The organism is Paenibacillus sp. Z6-24 (assembly GCF_054161335.1).
The window spans coordinates 2,481,662-2,499,170 of record NZ_CP096398.1; the positions used below are offsets into that span (position 1 = coordinate 2,481,662).

The following is a 17,509-nucleotide window of genomic DNA, read 5'->3' on the forward strand; positions in this document are numbered from 1 at the left end:
ATCGTCTTAGCCACATTACAGGAGGAACCATCTATGAGTTTTACGTCAAAAATTGCAGCAAGAAGAATTAACGAGCTTGGTATTGAGCGTAGTGTAAGCCAGGCGGTACAGGACACTCAGACCCTGGAACAAAAGCTGAAAGACCTGGCTATGCTTTCTTCCGAAATTACTGAAAACACACGCAGAAAAATATACGATACCGAATCCTCCGTACAAGCAGCCAAAGAGCTGGCAGGTTCGCTTGAAAATACCGTAAAACATGCTGAACAAATGAGAAAATCAGTGCAGGATGCAGCACAATTATCCGACCGGCTCGTAAATTCACTGCATATCTCTGAAGCAAATGAACAATCAACGGATCGACTGCTGCAGGCAACAGAACAACTGAACAAAATAGCTGTACAAGCCGAACAAGCGGTTGAATTGGTTGTAAAAGAAACCGCAGATACAGATTCCGGTATCAAATCCGTAGTTGGAGCTATTGAACATATTGTAGATTACGCAAGCAAGACGACAGCATCTGTTGAAGGGATTGCTGTATCCATTGAACAAATGGGGGCTTCCATCAAAGGTGTAAACAGCAATGTAACCAGTCTAACCGATTCTCTGCAGGAGACGTTCGCAGCACTTCAGGAAATGAGTCAATCGGTAACACAGCTGCAAGGGAATGCTACAAGTGCATCCGGCTCTGTAGAAGGTATTTCAGAACTGATTGGGCAGATGAGCACTTCTATTGAGAGCGTAGCTGCTAATACGCAGAGCCTCACTGCTTCTGCTGAAGAAACAACAGCAGCTGTGCAGGAAATGGCCGCTTCCATTCAGCAGGTAGCTGGAAATAGTGAGAGCACAGCTAGCTCTGTAGAGCAAATCTCTGCCTCCATTGAGCAAATGAGTCGCTCAATTCAAGGCGTATCTGATAATGCGGAGAGCCTGACAGATTCTGCACGCGAAACGTCTGAAGCGATGCAGGAAATGACAGCTTCCATTACTCAAGTAGCCGGCAATGCCGAAAGCACTGTAGGCTCTGTTGAGCAAATCTCTGCTGCGATGGAACAAATGGGAGCTTCTATCACTCAGGTAGCTGGTAATGCAGAGAGCTTGACTGCTTCTGCCGAGGAGACAGCAGCAGCTATTCAGGAAATGGCTGCTGCTGTACAGCAGGTATCCGGTAATGCTACAAGCACAGCTGGTTCGGTAGAACAAATTGCAGCTTCCATTGAAGAAATGAGCAGTTCGATCCAAGGCGTAGCTGGCAATGCAGAGAATCTGTCTGCGTCCGCCGAAGAAATGACTGAATCTGTACAGGAAATGGTCGTTTCCATCGAACAGGTCACTGGTAATGCGCAGAGTACAACGGAATCTGTAGAAGAAATTTCTGCTGCCATCGAAGAAATGGGCAGTTCGATCCAAGGCGTGGCCAGCAATGCCGAGAGCCTGACCGCTTCCGCCCAGGAGACAGCAGCAGCTATTCAGGAAATGGCCGCTTCGGTTCAGCAGGTGGCTGGCAACAGCATAAGCACAGCAAGCTCTGTCGAACAGATCTCTGCCGCCATTGAAGAAATGAGCAGTTCGATCCAAGGCGTGGCCGGTAATGCCGAAAGCCTGACCTCTTCTGCGCGCGAGACAACAGATGCTGTACAGGAGATGGTCGTTTCCATCGAGCAGGTAGCTGGTAATGCGGAAAGCACAGCCAGCTCAGTAGAGCAAATCTCTGCTTCCATTGAACAGATGGGTCATTCGATCAAGGGTGTAGCAGGTAATGCAGAGCAGCTTCAGCGCTTTGCTGGTGATACATCTGCAGCTACTCAGCAAATGGCCGCCTCCATCGAACAAGTAGCCAAAAACGCCCAGACTGTAAATTCCCTTACGACGACCGTAATGACAGATGCCCAGGAGGGCCGAACTTCCATTGTACAGTCCGTACAGGGAATGAAGGAAATTGCAGATGTGGTGCTGAAAGCATCCAAGGTTATGACAAATCTTGGTAAAAGCTCCGAAGAAATCGGCAGTATTATCGAAGTCATTGACGATATCGCAGAACAGACCAATCTGCTGGCTTTGAATGCAGCTATCGAAGCCGCTCGTGCAGGCGAGCACGGTAAAGGATTTGCCGTCGTCGCAGAAGAAGTTCGCAAACTTGCAGAACGCAGTGCCAAAGCAACCAAAGAAATCGCCCAGTTAATCAAAGGCATCCAGTCTGAAACTTCCGATGCCATCGAGGCTATTGATCTGGGAACTGAAAAAGTCCAACAGGGAACCGTACTGGCAGATGAGGCAGGCAGCGCAATTCAGAAGATTGTTGGTGGCATGGATCGTATTAGTACAGAAGTAGGTCAGATTACTACGGCTACTGTCGAACAAGCTAAAGGTGCAGAAAGCGTGGTAGTTGCCATATCCCAATTGGTAGAACAGACCGAAATGGTCACTGCAGCTGCACGTGAGCAGGCAGCCGGTGTAGAAGAAATCATCAAGGGTGTTGGCAATGCCCGTGAGCAGGTGCGCCAGGTTACTTCCGCTACTCAAGAACAGGCGAAGCAAGGCAAAAATATTGCCAAGGCTGTAGATAATGTAACCAAGCAGGCGGAGATGGTCAGCGCTGCCATGAAAGAGCAATCCATTGGTGTCAGTGAGATCATGCTGGGCGTAGGTAATGCACGAGACCAGGTTGCACAAATCAGCACAGCTACAACCGAACAAGCCAAGCAAAGTGTAGAAATCGTCAAAGCAGTAGAAAATGTAACGCGTCAGGCAGAGATGGTTACTACAGCTACAAATGAGCAAGTAAAAGGTGTAGAAGAAGTTATCCGCGGCATTGCGAATGCTCGTGAGCAGGTACGTCAGGTATCCGCAGCCATGATAGAGCAAAGCAAGCAGGGCAGAGAAATTTCACGCGCTGTAAGCAATGTGAATAATCAGGCAGAGCTGGTCACTTCAGCAGTACGCGAACAGGCAGTTGCAGTTGAAGAAGTCGTTAAAGGCGTTGTGAACTCGCGTGAGCAGGTCAGCCAGATCACTTATGCGACGATTGAACTTGCCAAACAGAGCAAGGAAATTGTAGTTGCTGTCGAAAATGTGACCAGACAGGCGGAGCAGGTGACTGTAGCAACGACAGAACAAGCATCTTCTGTTGAAGAAGTCATTCAGGGAACCGCCAATGCCCGTGAACAGATTCGTCAGATCAGCACAGCTATGATCGAACAGGCCAAACAGGGCAAAGAAGTAACGAATGCTATAGCAAACGTGACCAAGCAGGCTGAATTGGTGACTCATGCAGTCAAAGAGCAAGTACTTGGAGCCGAAGAAATTGCCAAGGGAATTGTAAATGCCCGTGAACAGGTTGCGCAGATCACTACAGCAACCATCGAACAGGCCAAGCAAAGCAGAGAAATCGTTAAAGCTATGGAAAATGTAACCAGACAAACCGAACAGGTTGCTGTCGCCATGCAGGAACAGACAACCAATGCCGATCATATTCAAAAAGGAATTGTTAATGCTCGTGAACAGGTGCGCCAGGTTAGCCAGGCAGTGGCAGAACAAACGGAGCAGAATAAATCCATTATTGGCGAGATGAACAACATTACTACTCAATCCCAGCAAGTATCCCAAGCGGTCGAGGACCAGACAGCCGCTGCCGACTCGGTCATCGGTGATATCCGTAATGCAAGAAAACAGCTTGCAGATATCAAAGATTTCACCGATCAGCAAGCTCGTCAGGGACGTCATCTATCCGTAGCAGGCGAACAGGCAGCCTATCAGGCCAAACAACTTCACTCGCTCATTCAAGAGCAAAGCAGCCATGCTGGTAAAGTCTATAAAACCGCAGAACAGACTCAAAAATCAATGGAAAATATGAGTGGAGCCGCTCGCGAACACGTGCAATTGGACCGTCAATTCAACGAGAAGTTGAATGATATGGCGAAATATGCAGAACAGACCGCAGAGGCACTGAAAGAGCATGTTGATCATGGCAAAAAGCTTGCCCGAGATGTAAATGAAGCTGGACAATTTGTAGGTCGCTTCAGTGACGAACTTCGCCGCATGAACAGCGTAGTGGCAGATGCAGCAGATCGCAGCCAGTCTGTTCGTCAATCACTGCTTAACGTAAGATACAATTAATTTTGTTGATATGATATCAACTTTATAGATTCTGCCTTTACCGGAAGAAGCCTTTAGGAACCAAAGGCTTCTTCCCCTATATATAGTATTCTCATATTCGGAAAGGAACCGATGAACATGATAGACAAGTCTACTATTGATGAGCAGCAGCTTCTTCAGCTTTCACAGCTAATTTATAAACACTGCGGGCTGAATTATACAAATAATCTGTTTACACTGGAACCCAAGGTGATGCGACGCTTGTCAGAGCTCCAGCTTTCCTGCGCTGATTATATTCCCTATCTGAAAAAGAACCCTGACGAGTGGGAACTTCTAACCCAGCATATTACGATTAATGAAACTTATTTCTTCCGAGAAGAAGCACAGTTCGATGAATTAGCTCGCATTTTGCAGACCTATCCAGTGAAAGATGAAATCAAGATCTGGAGTGCTGCCTGTTCGACGGGTGAAGAGCCGTACAGTATTGGTATGACAGCCCAGAGCATTATTCCTATGCTTAAACAACCTGTACGTATTATTGGTTCAGATATCAACCAACGGGTGTTGAAAGTAGCAGCAGAAGGCTACTACCCCAAATCTTCCTTGTGTTTTCGGCGAACGACTCCTGAACAGCTGGAGCAATTTTTTGAGGCCGAGCATAACGGGTACAGAGTAAAACCAGCTATACGTCATATGACACAATTTCGTCATGCCAATCTTCTGGCTTCTTCACAGCTGGAGCCGATTGGAAAAGTGGATATTATTTTCTGTCGCAATGTATTGATTTACTTTGATGATCAAACTATTGAAAGAATTATTCAAAGTTTTTATGACATGCTGCATCCAGGAGGGTATTTATTTTTAGGACATGCAGAATCCATTCGCGGAATGGGCAGAGGATTTGAAACCGTAAAGTCCAATCATGCTTTTTATTATAGAAAAGGGGTCGGCGATAATGGGCAAATACGGGGTACTGATTGTGGATGACTCCGCATTTATGCGGAGGGCGATTAGTCTTTTATTTGAAGAAGATTCTGATTTTTTTGTAGTGGGAATCGCCCGTAATGGTCAGGAAGCGATTGAAAAAGTAGAACGTTTTAAACCGGACATTGTGACAATGGATGTAGAAATGCCAGAGATGGATGGTATTACAGCTTTACAAAAGATTATGAAAGACCACCCGGTACCTGTTGTTATGCTTAGTGTGCAGACCGACAAAGGAACCGAAGCTACCATTAAGGCACTGGAACTGGGCGCAGTCGACTTTTTCCTCAAGGATCATCTAATCAATGATGCAAACGATAAAGTCATAGTCAAAGACTTTCTGGAACGTGTAAAGGCGGCTGCCCGTGCCAAAATTATCAAGCCTGAGATTCCTGGTACTCCGGCTCCGGCTGAATTTGAAAAAAAAGAGCCTGTCCGTCAGAAGTCTATAACTGATTTAATTATTATTGGTTGTTCTACCGGAGGACCTTCAGCTCTACAGTCTATTCTTCCACGCTTTCCGGCAAATCTGCCTATTCCCGTACTGGTGGTGCAGCATATGCCTCCCGGCTTCACACGGCCATTAGCTGATCGTTTTAACAATTTATGCACACTGCATGTAAAAGAAGCAGAGCATGGAGAAGAATTACGCGCTGGCATTATTTATATTGCCCCAGCAGGTTTTCAGACTCTACTGGAACGCCAAGCGGACGGAAAGATCCGCTTAGATATCCGTTCGGATATCGCAAAAGAAGCTCTCTACAAACCGTCTATTGATATTACTCTTCATTCTGCAGCACCTGTATATTCAGATCGTCTACTGACAGCTATTCTTACGGGAATGGGCGTGGATGGTACCAAAGGATGTACAGAAGTAAAGAAAAAAAAGGGAAGAGTGATTACAGAATCCGAAGAATCCTGTGTCGTTTATGGAATGCCCCGCTCTGTGTATGAGGCAGGGCTATCAGATCGACAAGTACCTTTGTCTCAGATTTATCAAAATCTTATGAATTTTGCTTTTGTTCCTTCGTAAGTATTGATCAAACTTATGTATACACACATAAATCCCCCGCATACTTGAATTAACAAGGCTACGGGGGTTTAATCATTGATAGCAATATTCAATTGTAACCTATCCTCCTATACAACAATCCACATGCTTGACATGGTATAGACTTGCACCGCTCCATGCTGCCGATTGCCTTAGCTCTGCAGTCGCAGACAACCGTTTAGCGATTGTTCATCGATTTCATTTTAGGGAAGCTTTATCCGAAAAGCTTCGCATGTCCGTTATTCCCCTTTTCGACGGGCTGAATACACGGTTCATGGTTTTCACCTGATTTACGGTGAAGAGATTTCGTCCGCACATTTACAATGAATCATCCATGTCCTTGCATATGGGATGAGTTCCAGCATACCACGATATCACGAAAAACGTTTTCACTGACGCTTTTCTTGCGTGAGACCGATCTAGCATGCCTCGCTAACCTGTTTCATTGGAATCCTGCTCCCTTCCTAACATGTTATTGCAACATTGTTCGAAAATAGCATTTTCCTCTGTTCACAGCCTTTCATCATAATCAAAATGAATACAGTAATTTCGTTCTACAAACATCCATTTCAAAAACGGTTCGTAAATGAAAGATCTAAAGCATTTTAAAATTTAAAGCCTGCGTACCTGAACATTCAAAACTTAAAACGTCTTAAAATTTCAAAAAACCTGTTTGAAGAATGTCGTACATATTGCTTTTATTTCCTGATACCAATCATAGGAACAAAATTATTCAAAATCAAAAATTCGTATGAGTCCCCACATATCCACGAACTGCAAAAGATGTTTTCACGGACACCTTCCGATGTGCAGTCGATTATAATATGCTTCGCTTACGCTATTGCATTGGAATCCTGCTCCCTTCTTAGCAAGTATTGGTCCTGCTTGCTTGAAAACAGTTCATTCCTAGCCTACTTTCTGTCGTAATTTGACTCTGTACCGCCGATTTACTCCCCGCATACTCCAATGTTCACGAAAAACGCTGTCACTACGTTTCTCTTGCGTGAAATTGTGCTAGTATGCTTCGCTACCTTTTTCCAACGGAATCCTGCTCCTTTCCCGCAAGTAGTTGATGCTTGCTTGAAAAAGCTTCTTCCTTCTTACAGCCTTACATTTCCGTCTAATGAGCTAGATTGATGTCCCGCATACCTGCAATCTGCGATCATGGGCATTTTCACGGATGCCAGATTGTTCTGCAGTTGAACCAGTATGCTTCGCTAACCTATTCCATTGGACGATCTCTCCTTTCTCAAGTAAAGAAAGATTGGAGTGAATCACCTGACAACGCCGATGGTGCTTGTTGTTGAAGCGTTGCTTGTTGGTGATGTCTACATCATACTCCCGATGTCCGGAAAATGAAAACGCTATAAAATGCATTAAGAGAGTGTAAAATCCCGAGACGATCAAATACATCTCGCATGCTCTAAATCCCAGCTTTTTCCTTCTTTTTTTTCACATTTTCATTATAAAAAGCGAAAAAAACTCTTAAAAATAGTTTTTTCATAATTTACATTCGTCTGATCAAAAGTATATGTAATGTAAAACACAGGTAAAAATCAGCACGAGAGGGATAAGCGCAGAAGATTGGGTAATAACTATATAACAAAGCGGATGAGAGGCAGACAATCCATACTCATCCTGCAACAAGATGACTGCTCCCTGCTGCAACACGGGCTGGCGGACAGCGAGGAATGGAGGAGTACCTAATGAAAAATCCAATCAAGGAATTAAAAGGCATCAAAGATAGTATCAATGAGGCAAAGCAGGCAATGGATGGCATCAAGGCTACACTCAACGACGTAAAGAGCGATGTTGATGAAGCCAAACAAAATTTACAGCATACGATGGAACATGCCAAGGAAACTTCCCGGGAGGCCAAGACTTCCACTGATCAATTCAAAGCAGGCCTTCAGAGCAGCAAGACAGCAGTACAGCATACCCGCAGCAATCTGACATCTGCCACACAGGATGTAAAGCAGAGCGTCTCTATTGTCAAAGAAGAATTCAACACTCCTGGCGGTGGATTCGCGCCTGATCAGGATTCGTCTAACGAGTCAGGCAGCAATACTATACAACATACAGGCACGATCAGTTCATCGGTGAACCAACTGCCCGAGCTGCAGCCGCCGCATGCTACAGCCATTACACCGGTCTACGATAACCCTGGTTCAGAACTAATCGAGGGTGGACAGCTGATCAAGGAAGGCACTGCCTTTTTCCTGAAAAAGGATGAAGAGATCATCGGCGAGATTACCTACATTCCCGGACCCGAAAGTGATACCTGGACGCTGAATCATACGTATGTGAACCCGGAATACCGTGGCGGTTCCATCGCTCGCGGGTTGCTGGATCAGGTCGTACAGGCGGCTCGGGCGGAGAACAAAAAAATTCTCCCTACCTGCTCGTATGCATTAACCCAGTTCAAACGCAATTCGCAATATGAAGATGTATGGATGCGGTATTAATCCTTCCTTCTCCTGAAAGTAAAAAGATGGTTTCAGGCGTTCGAGTTATTCTCGGGCGCTTTTTTGCTGTTTTCTATGTTATTTTTCTAACCTGCTTCGCTAATATCTGTTAAAAGAGATAGCCGCCATATTTGGTATTTAACTCTATTTTTTACATAATTTTAATTTATTTGATATAAATGTGTTAATAATTAGTGATAAACACAGTCAACTGAATATATTTATTAAAATTTGATGCAATATTCTTCAGATTTAAGATATACTGAAGTTTAGAATACCCATTGTCCTCTTCAAGAAAGGAGCTGCTATGTCTAATATCCTGAGTCGAAATAATGTAAAAGTTACAGGGCAGGGAAGTCAGCCCATTGTTTTTGCTCATGGTTTTGGATGCGACCAAAATATGTGGCGATTCATCGTCCCTGCCTTTGAAGAAAATTATAAAGTGGTTTTATTTGATCATATTGGCTCGGGGAAATCCGATCTGCAGGCTTATGATGCTGACCGCCATAATCAGCTTACCGGTTATGCAGAAGATATGCTGCAGATTTGTGATGTACTTCAGCTGGAAAATCCGATATTTGTTGGCCACTCGGTAAGTGGTATGATCGGTCTACTTGCTTCATTATGCAAACCCGGTTATTTTAAAAATCTGATCCTGATTGCTCCTTCGCCTCGATACATCAATGATTTACCCGACTACGTAGGCGGTTTTGAACAAAAGGATATCGAAGAACTTCTTTCGTTAATGAAGCAAAATCATACAAGCTGGGCCAGCTTTCTGGCACCAATTGCCATGGGCAACCCGGATCAACCAGAGTTGACTGCGGAATTACATGAGAGTTTTTGCATGTCTGATCCGGTTATTATACAGCAGTTTGCCGAGATTACTTTTATGTCGGATTATCGTTCTGCGCTGCAGCATGTGACGACACCGGCACTTATTTTACAATGTGATCAGGATTATATCGCTCCCCTTGAAGTGGGTGCTTATATGCATCAGCAGATTCCACAGAGTATATTTCAACTAATGGATGCAACCGGACATTGTCCTCATATGAGCCATCCCGACGAGACTATTTTCTTGATTAAAGAATATCTCGCTCAGTTCGTCGCGGAAACGGAGATGTCAACCTGATGGCGGAACAACCAGAGCAGGTATTTTGCGGCTATGTATCACTATCTTCTGATCATCATATTATAGCTGCAAACGAAACCCTGCTTCTGCTGCTTGGTTATAATCAGAATGGACTCTATGGCTGTCACTTTGAATCCATTCTTAGCCGTGCAAGCCGTCTTTTTTATCAAATGTATTTTATTCCGCATATTCGTTTGAATACCAATATTGAAGCCATTCAGCTTTCGATAAAGTCGGGTAATGATACAGAAATCCCATTTCTTATTAATGCAAGGCTTCGTGAGCGGGATGGCATGCCTGTGTATGAGTTGATATTGCTCCCTATGAATCAGGATATAAACCACGAAGAGCAGATTCAGCTTTTAAGGCTGGAAGCAAAGCGGCTGCAAAGCAAGCTGGACATAATGAAGGATTATACAACAAGTTCAACAAACCATCAGGAAGAAATGACCCGAGAGATCGATTTGCAGGAACAAACGCTTGAATTAATGGAATCCTATGCAAAAAGGTCCAAAAGGGCCTGATCACTCTTGACAACTTTACAGCGGATCGAGTAATCTCTATACTAACTTATTTTAGAAAGTATGGAATTCATTATATTCGATAGTGTTAATACCAAATTGCCATGATCAGGATCCCTGGTTCTTCCACCGCTGTCCAGAGAGGAAACCCACCGGCTGCAAGGTTTCCCGCCGCGACTGAACCCGGTCCTATCCTGTAAGCTGCAATACAGGTAAAAGATCTACTTGAACTTCTGTGCCTGTCATTGCCGGATGCCTCCGTTAACGGCTGAAGGATTATGTTATCCTGCATATCGTCTGTCTGATTGGCGCAGCAGGAATCCCAGTGCAGATACATAATCGAAATTAGGGTGGTACCACGACGCATTCGTCCCTGACGGATGCGTCTTTTTGTTGTTATACACTTATTTTACGGGAGGAACTTATCATGAAACAGAGCCAACTGCTAGCCGTCACACTGCGCGAATCTCCTGGTGATACAGAGTCAGCCAGCCACCGTCTGCTGCTGCGGGCAGGCTATATTCGCCAGCTCGCCGCGGGAATCTATACGTATCTGCCGCTAGGACGCATTGTACTGCGTAAAATAGAACAGATTATCCGTGAAGAGATGGACAGAACCGGTGCACAGGAAGTGCTGCTGCCGGCGATGCAGCCTGCAGAGCTGTGGCAGGAATCCGGTCGCTACGAGGTGTATGGCGAAGAGCTGATCCGTTTGCAGGATCGGCACCAGCGGGACTTCGTGCTCGGACCGACCCATGAGGAAGTGATCACGGATCTGATCCGCAGCGAGGTGGGTTCCTACCGCCAGCTGCCGGTTACCCTGTATCAGATTCAGACCAAGTACCGGGATGAAAGGCGTCCGCGATCCGGTCTGCTGCGTGGAAGGGAATTTCTGATGAAGGATGCCTATTCTTTTGCAGCGGATGAAGAGACGATGCAGCAGGCATATACGCGTATGTATGAAGCTTATCACCGTATTTTTGAACGCTGCGGGCTGGATTTCCGAGCAGTAGAAGCAGATGCCGGTACGATTGGAGGAGAGGGCTGCACTCATGAGTTTACGGCAATCACGGAGGCGGGCGAGGACACCATCGTCGTCTGTACACACTGCGAATATGCCGCCAATCTGGAAAAGGCTGAGTCTGCACCGGAAGCTTTTGTACAGTCATCCGGCAGTAATGGCACCATAGCCTTTACCGGGGAAGAGATTACGATTCCACATACAACCGATATCGATACCTCTACGCTTGATGCCGATTCTATAGCAAGTCGGTCGCCTGAGCATTTTCATACGCCAGGTCTGCGCAGTATTGCCCAGCTGACCGAGTCACTATCGATCACACCGGACCGAATTATCAAAACAGTGATCTTTCTGGCCGATCAGGAGCCGGTTGCGGTGCTTATTCGCGGCGATGAGGAGATTAATGAGATCAAGGTCAAAAATTATCTGCAGGTCTGCTGCACCAGCTTCAGCATACCGGAGATTTCCGAACTGTCCGTGAGGGAGATCGCTGTCCTCGCTGCCGGGAAGGAAGCATCCATCTTTATCGGGGGATCGAAGTCGGACATGTCTTTCAGCTGGGAGACAAATACAGCGCTGCGATGAATGCGAACTATACCGATTCGTCCGGACGGGAGCAGCCTATCCGTATGGGCTGCTACGGTATCGGGGTGTCCCGACTGGTGGCTGCGATCGTGGAGCAGCATCATGATGAGCAGGGGATCTGCTGGCCTGCATCCATTGCGCCTTATCTGGTACATCTTATCCCGATCTCTGTCCGGGATGAGCAGCAGATGAGAATAGCCATGGAGCTTTATGACCGATTATACCAAGCTTGTTACGAGGTACTGCTGGATGATCGTGATGAACGGGCAGGCGTGAAGTTCAAGGATTCCGACCTGATCGGAATTCCCCTGCGCATCGTTATAGGCAAAGGAGCAGCTGCAGGAGAAGTGGAGTATGTAGAGCGGAGTTCAGGTATCCGGGAGCAGATGACTCTGGAAGGAGTAATTCAGCGTATCGGGCAGCAGAGGTAACCCGGGAACGACGTTAATCGACGATTTTTCGCGATATGGTATTACAGGCAGAGTAATATGGATGATTCCGGATTATTATATGGGTGAACCGGTACGCTGTAAGCCTTCACAGATGTGCCGGTGTCTGCCTGTATGGAAATTTGCATTTTTTTGATAGGGTCCATCAATAGTCGGTATGTGGATTCAAAATGAATATTACTTTTAATAAAGGTTTTAAAAAGTCTGGAACTGGTGATATGATAGATGCTGAATCAGCAGATATTCCATAGATGGGGGTTAACGTACATATGGCAACACTGTTTCTGATTGTAATCTATTTATCCTTTATCAGCCTCGGCATTCCGGATTCCATGTTAGGAGCGGCCTGGCCGGTTATGCATCAGGATATTCATGCTCCGATGGGAGCAGCCGGTACGCTGTCGGTTATCGCATCGGTCGGCACGATTATTTCCAGCCTGGCGAGCGGCAAGCTCCTGGAGAAGCTGGGTACCGGTCTGGTTACGCTGATCAGCTGCTGTCTGACCGCCGGAGCGCTACTGGGCTTTTCCTTTGTCCCGTCATTGACATGGCTGGCGGTGCTGGCGATTCCCCTCGGAATCGGAGCAGGTGCGGTGGACTCGGGACTGAATCATTATGTTGCTGCCCACTACAAGGCACACCATATGAGCTGGCTGCACTGCTTCTGGGGCGTAGGGGCAACGTCCGGACCTATCATTATGTCCTATTATATGGGAACGGAGAGTTCCTGGAGAGGCGGCTATCAGGCGGTGGCAGTGATTCAGTTCGGGCTGGTCATTATTTTGCTGTTGACCCTTCCGCTCTGGAACAAGGTCGCCCGGCTGCAGGAGGAAGAACGAGCACGGGAGAAATTGTCTGCCAATCCGCAGACGAATGAGGTATCATCTGCGGCAGATGGGTCGCAGGATAACACCAACTCATCATCGAAAGCGGTTACACATCCGCTGCGTATCCGTGGTGTCAGCTTTACGCTGCTGACTTTTCTTTTTTACTGTGGGGCGGAAGCAACTGTAGGTCTGTGGGGAGCGAGCTTCCTCGTTGGTGACCGGGGCATTACACCGGAGACTGCGGCCGGATGGGTGTCACTTTATTTTGGAGGCATTACACTGGGCAGGCTGATCACCGGCTTTCTGACACTGCGGATGACCAACCGGAAATTGATCCTGATCGGTCAGCTTGTGGCTATATTGGGAGGCGTATTATTGGTTCTGCCGCTGCCACCGATTCTGCTCATGAGTGGACTGATTCTGATCGGACTTGGATTTGCCCCGATCTTCCCAGGACTGCTGCATGAGACACCTGCCCGATTTGGCGAACAAAATTCGACCCGGCTGATGGGCTACCAGCTGGCAACCGCCTATATAGGCATCACGATTTTGCCGCCGCTGTTCGGATTGGTCGCTGCGTATATTCAGATCGGGTTGTTTCCTGCCGTCGTACTCGCATACATCGTACTTATGCTGTTCTCCTCTGAACGGGTGAACCAGAAGCTGAAGTACGCGCAGTAAGGACAAACATTTATCAAGATGGATTGTTGATTTATCCTGTTCATTTTGGGCAAGCCTCTCGCTGATCTCTATACAGCTGGAGGTTTTTTTATGTGAAAATTCCAGAATGTTATATCCTTTTTGCATTAAAATTAGAAATCCATTCATTGACACCCTATTCTAAAATATGTAAAATGACCACATGTTTGATAGCGCTTACATAATGAAAACAGCATATCCTTATTTCACATAAGGAAAGCTGTACAAAGGATAGCGATCAAGCAGCCTTGCAGTTCAATACAATCGATAAAGGAGACTTTTCATGAGAAAAAACAGATTATGGCTTATGCTTCAAATGGTAAGTATTGCAGCAATTCTGGCAATGGTATTCCCTACTTCAGCACCGGTAATGGCTGCAGACGGAAGCGGAACAACTGCCAGTATTGCCGACATTCTGAAAAATCAGCAGGCTGATGGTGGCTGGAAAAAAAATTACTCCGAGACCAGCGGCGACTGGGCCCAATCCACCATTGATAACAAAGCCACCTATACGGAGATCCGCCGATTGGCAAGCGAATATACCAAAACCGGTAATACCCAGTATTCTGCAGCTGCTATCAAAGGCATTAACTTCCTGCTGAAGATGCAGTATGCAAATGGCGGTTGGCCGCAGATCTACCAGGGCAGCGGTTATCACCAGCATATTACTTACAATGACAATGCCATGATCAGTGTCATGACCCTGCTGGATGAAGTGGCCGGCAAAAAGGGCGACTTTGCTTTCATCGACAGTACACTGGCAGGCAAAAGCAAACAGGCGGTCGACAAAGGCATCGACTGCATTCTGAAATCGCAGGTTGTATCCGGCGGCAAACTGACCGTCTGGGGACAGCAGCATGATGTGAGTACACTGAAGCCTGCAGGTGCACGCATTTATGAAGTACCTTCTCTCAGTGCCAGCGAGAGCACCGGTATTGTTACTTTTCTGAAGACACGGCCGGCAACCTCCCAGATTACAGCCTCCATCAAAGCGGCTGAAGACTGGTTCAAAGCTGTGAAAATTACCGGTATCCGCGTAGTGAAGACAAGCTCCGATGTTACTGTCGTCAGCGATCCGAGTGTAACTACACCGATCTGGGCACGCTTCTACGAGCTGAACACCAACAAGCCGATCTTCGTTGGCCGTGATGGTGTAGTGAAATACCAGCTCAAGGATATCGATCAGGAACGACGGACCGGCTACGCCTGGTACGGCAACTGGCCATCCAAGCTGGGAATCAATTAGAATACTGTATTTAAATATAATTAAATAAAAGCAAAAAGCTTCTTTCCTACGAAAAGGAAGAAGCTTTTTGCCTTTATTATGAAGACATCGGCAGTATGCTGTGAAGGTTCCAGCCACCGTCTCCTTATTCAGGAGGAAGAAGATGATGAAGCGGACTGCTGGGCGGTGTATTCTTCCAGCGTCAGCTGCTTGCGACTGATCTCGCCTGCTATGCTCTTGCCTACATAGCGCAGATGCCATGGTTCATACGTATAGCCGGTAATGTTTTCTTTGCCTTTGGGATAGCGGATAATGAATCCGTAAGCAGGGGCATTTTTGGCGAGCCATTTGGCTTCCTTGGTTCCGGCAAAGCAGCCGGTGGCTGCACAACGACCATTGGAGCCGCTCACATCGATAGCGAGCCCGGTCTCGTGTTCACTCGTGCCTGGATAAGCGCTGTACGTACGGGCTTTGGCTTCTCCATCCCGGCGTACATAACCTTCGAAGATGGCTTTCTGACGGGTATGGGAGCGATAGGCGGAGACGCCTGCCAGCGGCACACCATCCTGATCGGCTGCGGCGAACATCTGCTTCAGGGCAGCTGCGGCTTCTTTGCGCATTTTGCGCTTTTCGATCTTTTCCTTGAATGTGAAGCGTACATCCGCATACACCAGATCACGAGGGGTATAATTTTCCGGCAGTTTGTTCTGTTTGTTTACGAGTACATCGATTGCTTCCGGATGAGTGACCGTTTTCATTGTAGTTGTACCAGTCTTGCTCGCAGATAACCGGGAAGCGGCTGCCACTGTATTGCCCGAAACGGTCTTATTATCATTTACCGAAAGGGTATGTACCTGAGCAGGCGCAGAGGCACCTGAGTTCTGTGCGACCATGGTATTGCTGCTGCAGCCGGCCAACAGACAGATTGCACCGAGAGCTGCGATTCGCACTGCTTGTTGGTTCATCATGTGTAGTTCTCCTTTTCTAAGCGGGTATGCCAGGGTTGCTCCTGATCAACTATAAACAGTATACCGTATACATGTATCCATCCTGACACGACATTGTATCCATGTATCCATATGGTATCGAACTTGCTGCCATTTTGTAAATGCAGCCATTTGTAATTCAACGTGGATTTCATTCCTGCTCATGCTAAGATAGTATAGCGTATAATCACAGAGATCTGGACAGAGAGAGGAACAGGAGTAATGAAGAAAGTTATCGTAATAGGAGCAGGGATTCTGGGTGCATCGACTGCCTATCAGCTGGCCCGGTCCGGAGCGGACGTGCATATTATAGATCGGCAGGATCAGGGACAGGCGACCGATGCGGCCGCCGGCATTATCTGCCCATGGCTGTCCCAGCGGCGCAATCAGGCGTGGTATCGTCTGGCCAAGGGTGGAGCAAGGTTCTATCCGCAGCTGATCCGGGAACTGGAGCAGGAGGGTGAGACCGATACGGGCTATGCACAGGTAGGTGCACTCAGTATTCATACCGATCCCGGGAAAATCGCCAAAATGGAAGAGCGGGCGCGTCTGCGCAGAGACGATGCACCGGAGATCGGCGAGATCACCGTACTGGATGCGCAAGAGACTCATCATCGCTTCCCACTGTTGCAGGAAGGCTATCAGGCCGTGTATATCAGCGGGGCAGCACGTGTGGATGGACGCGCTCTGCGGGATGCGCTGCTCCGATCGGCGGTGCGTAATGGGGCGACCATAATTCATGGGGACGCCGTACTGCAATTTGATGCTGACAGCGTCACCGGCGTGCAGGTGGGAGAGGAGACTTACCCTGCAGATGAAGTAGCTATCTGTGCGGGAGCATGGGCACCTTCACTGCTGCAGCCGCTTGGAATTCAATTCCGGGTAAGCTATCAAAAAGCGCAGATTATGCATCTGCAAACATCAGATCAGCCGGATACCGGCAGCTGGCCGGTCGTAATTCCACCAACCGATCAATATCTGCTCGCTTTTGAGGATCAGAGAATCGTGATCGGGGCTACCCATGAGAATGATATTGAAGGGTATGACACAAGAGTCACGGCGGGAGGCATGCAGGAAGTGCTGAACAAAGGACTGGAAATGGCTCCCGGTCTGACTGACAGTTCGCTGCAGGAAGTTCGGGTAGGATTCCGCCCATTTACACCCGGCTTCCTGCCAGTGATCGGCAGAGTGCCTGGCTGGAGCGGACTGCTGGCTGCTAATGGACTCGGAGCATCGGGTCTGACGGCTGGGCCTTATCTGGGCAGTCAGTTGGCCAAGCTGGCTCTCGGTATGGAGACGGATATTGATATTGGGGACTATGATATCAGCGAGGCGATGGAGAATATCCAGGTGTAAATTTGCTTTCTGATGATATGAAGAGTGATATGAAGAATGAGAAAGCAGCTGCGATAGCGGCTGCTTTTTTTGTCGACTGGCAACTTAAAATGATGATTAGCATGGTATTC

At 47.2% G+C, this 17,509-nt stretch carries 10 protein-coding genes and 1 pseudogene; 10 read left to right on the top strand and 1 reads right to left on the bottom strand.

The window, feature by feature from the left end; all coding sequences use genetic code 11:
• Positions 1–33: 33 nt before the first annotated feature.
• From M1D61_RS10910 to pelA, 9 genes and pseudogenes are all read left to right on the top strand, one after another.
• Positions 34–4,116: a methyl-accepting chemotaxis protein gene (locus tag M1D61_RS10910; protein ID WP_458122358.1), complete on the top strand. Its 4,083-nt coding sequence runs from the start codon at positions 34–36 to the stop codon at positions 4,114–4,116.
• 117 nt (positions 4,117–4,233) lie between these two features.
• Positions 4,234–5,082 carry a CheR family methyltransferase gene (locus M1D61_RS10915; protein ID WP_458122359.1) on the top strand — a complete coding sequence of 283 codons (849 nt, stop codon included), beginning with the start codon at positions 4,234–4,236 and terminating at the stop codon, positions 5,080–5,082.
• Positions 5,051–6,112: a protein-glutamate methylesterase/protein-glutamine glutaminase gene (locus M1D61_RS10920; RefSeq protein ID WP_458122360.1), complete on the top strand. Its 1,062-nt coding sequence runs from the start codon at positions 5,051–5,053 to the stop codon at positions 6,110–6,112. The genes M1D61_RS10915 and M1D61_RS10920 overlap by 32 nt, the downstream gene beginning before the upstream one ends.
• A 1,724-nt stretch (positions 6,113–7,836) precedes the next feature.
• Entirely contained in the window at positions 7,837–8,595 is a 759-nt protein-coding gene (locus M1D61_RS10925; protein ID WP_458122361.1) for a GNAT family N-acetyltransferase, read from the top strand.
• Positions 8,596–8,902: 307 nt separating this feature from the next.
• Positions 8,903–9,730, top strand: coding sequence for an alpha/beta fold hydrolase (locus M1D61_RS10930; RefSeq protein WP_458122362.1), 828 nt, complete (start codon positions 8,903–8,905; stop codon positions 9,728–9,730).
• Complete coding sequence (locus M1D61_RS10935) at positions 9,730–10,254, top strand: hypothetical protein (RefSeq protein WP_458122363.1); 525 nt, start codon at positions 9,730–9,732, stop codon at positions 10,252–10,254. Before M1D61_RS10930 ends, M1D61_RS10935 begins: the two co-directional genes overlap by 1 nt.
• A gap of 424 nt (positions 10,255–10,678) precedes the next feature.
• Positions 10,679–12,288: pseudogene (gene proS / locus M1D61_RS10940) on the top strand (proline--tRNA ligase).
• Positions 12,289–12,575: 287 nt separating this feature from the next.
• Complete coding sequence (locus M1D61_RS10945) at positions 12,576–13,814, top strand: MFS transporter (protein ID WP_458122364.1); 1,239 nt, start codon at positions 12,576–12,578, stop codon at positions 13,812–13,814.
• 301 nt (positions 13,815–14,115) lie between these two features.
• Positions 14,116–15,078 (top strand): pectate lyase, encoded by a 963-nt coding sequence (pelA, locus tag M1D61_RS10950; protein WP_458122365.1) that lies wholly within the window; start codon positions 14,116–14,118, stop codon positions 15,076–15,078.
• Positions 15,079–15,206: 128 nt separating this feature from the next.
• Here the strand turns inward: pelA and M1D61_RS10955 are convergent, their stop codons facing one another.
• Positions 15,207–16,025: a M15 family metallopeptidase gene (locus M1D61_RS10955; RefSeq protein WP_458122366.1), complete on the bottom strand. Its 819-nt coding sequence runs from the start codon at positions 16,023–16,025 to the stop codon at positions 15,207–15,209.
• A 240-nt stretch (positions 16,026–16,265) separates the two neighbouring features.
• On the opposite strand from M1D61_RS10955, the gene M1D61_RS10960 reads away from it, so the two are divergent.
• Entirely contained in the window at positions 16,266–17,399 is a 1,134-nt protein-coding gene (locus M1D61_RS10960; RefSeq protein ID WP_458122367.1) for an NAD(P)/FAD-dependent oxidoreductase, read from the top strand.
• Positions 17,400–17,509 lie beyond the last annotated feature (110 nt).

Coding starts and splice junctions, on each gene's coding strand:
- M1D61_RS10930 (WP_458122362.1), top strand. CDS start 8,903: ATGTCTAATATCCTGAGTCGAAATAATGTAAAAGTTACAGGGCAGGGA.
- M1D61_RS10920 (WP_458122360.1), top strand. CDS start 5,051: ATGGGCAAATACGGGGTACTGATTGTGGATGACTCCGCATTTATGCGG.
- pelA (WP_458122365.1), top strand. CDS start 14,116: ATGAGAAAAAACAGATTATGGCTTATGCTTCAAATGGTAAGTATTGCA.
- M1D61_RS10960 (WP_458122367.1), top strand. CDS start 16,266: ATGAAGAAAGTTATCGTAATAGGAGCAGGGATTCTGGGTGCATCGACT.
- M1D61_RS10955 (WP_458122366.1), bottom strand. CDS start 16,025: ATGATGAACCAACAAGCAGTGCGAATCGCAGCTCTCGGTGCAATCTGT.
- M1D61_RS10925 (WP_458122361.1), top strand. CDS start 7,837: ATGAAAAATCCAATCAAGGAATTAAAAGGCATCAAAGATAGTATCAAT.
- M1D61_RS10910 (WP_458122358.1), top strand. CDS start 34: ATGAGTTTTACGTCAAAAATTGCAGCAAGAAGAATTAACGAGCTTGGT.
- M1D61_RS10945 (WP_458122364.1), top strand. CDS start 12,576: ATGGCAACACTGTTTCTGATTGTAATCTATTTATCCTTTATCAGCCTC.
- M1D61_RS10915 (WP_458122359.1), top strand. CDS start 4,234: ATGATAGACAAGTCTACTATTGATGAGCAGCAGCTTCTTCAGCTTTCA.
- M1D61_RS10935 (WP_458122363.1), top strand. CDS start 9,730: ATGGCGGAACAACCAGAGCAGGTATTTTGCGGCTATGTATCACTATCT.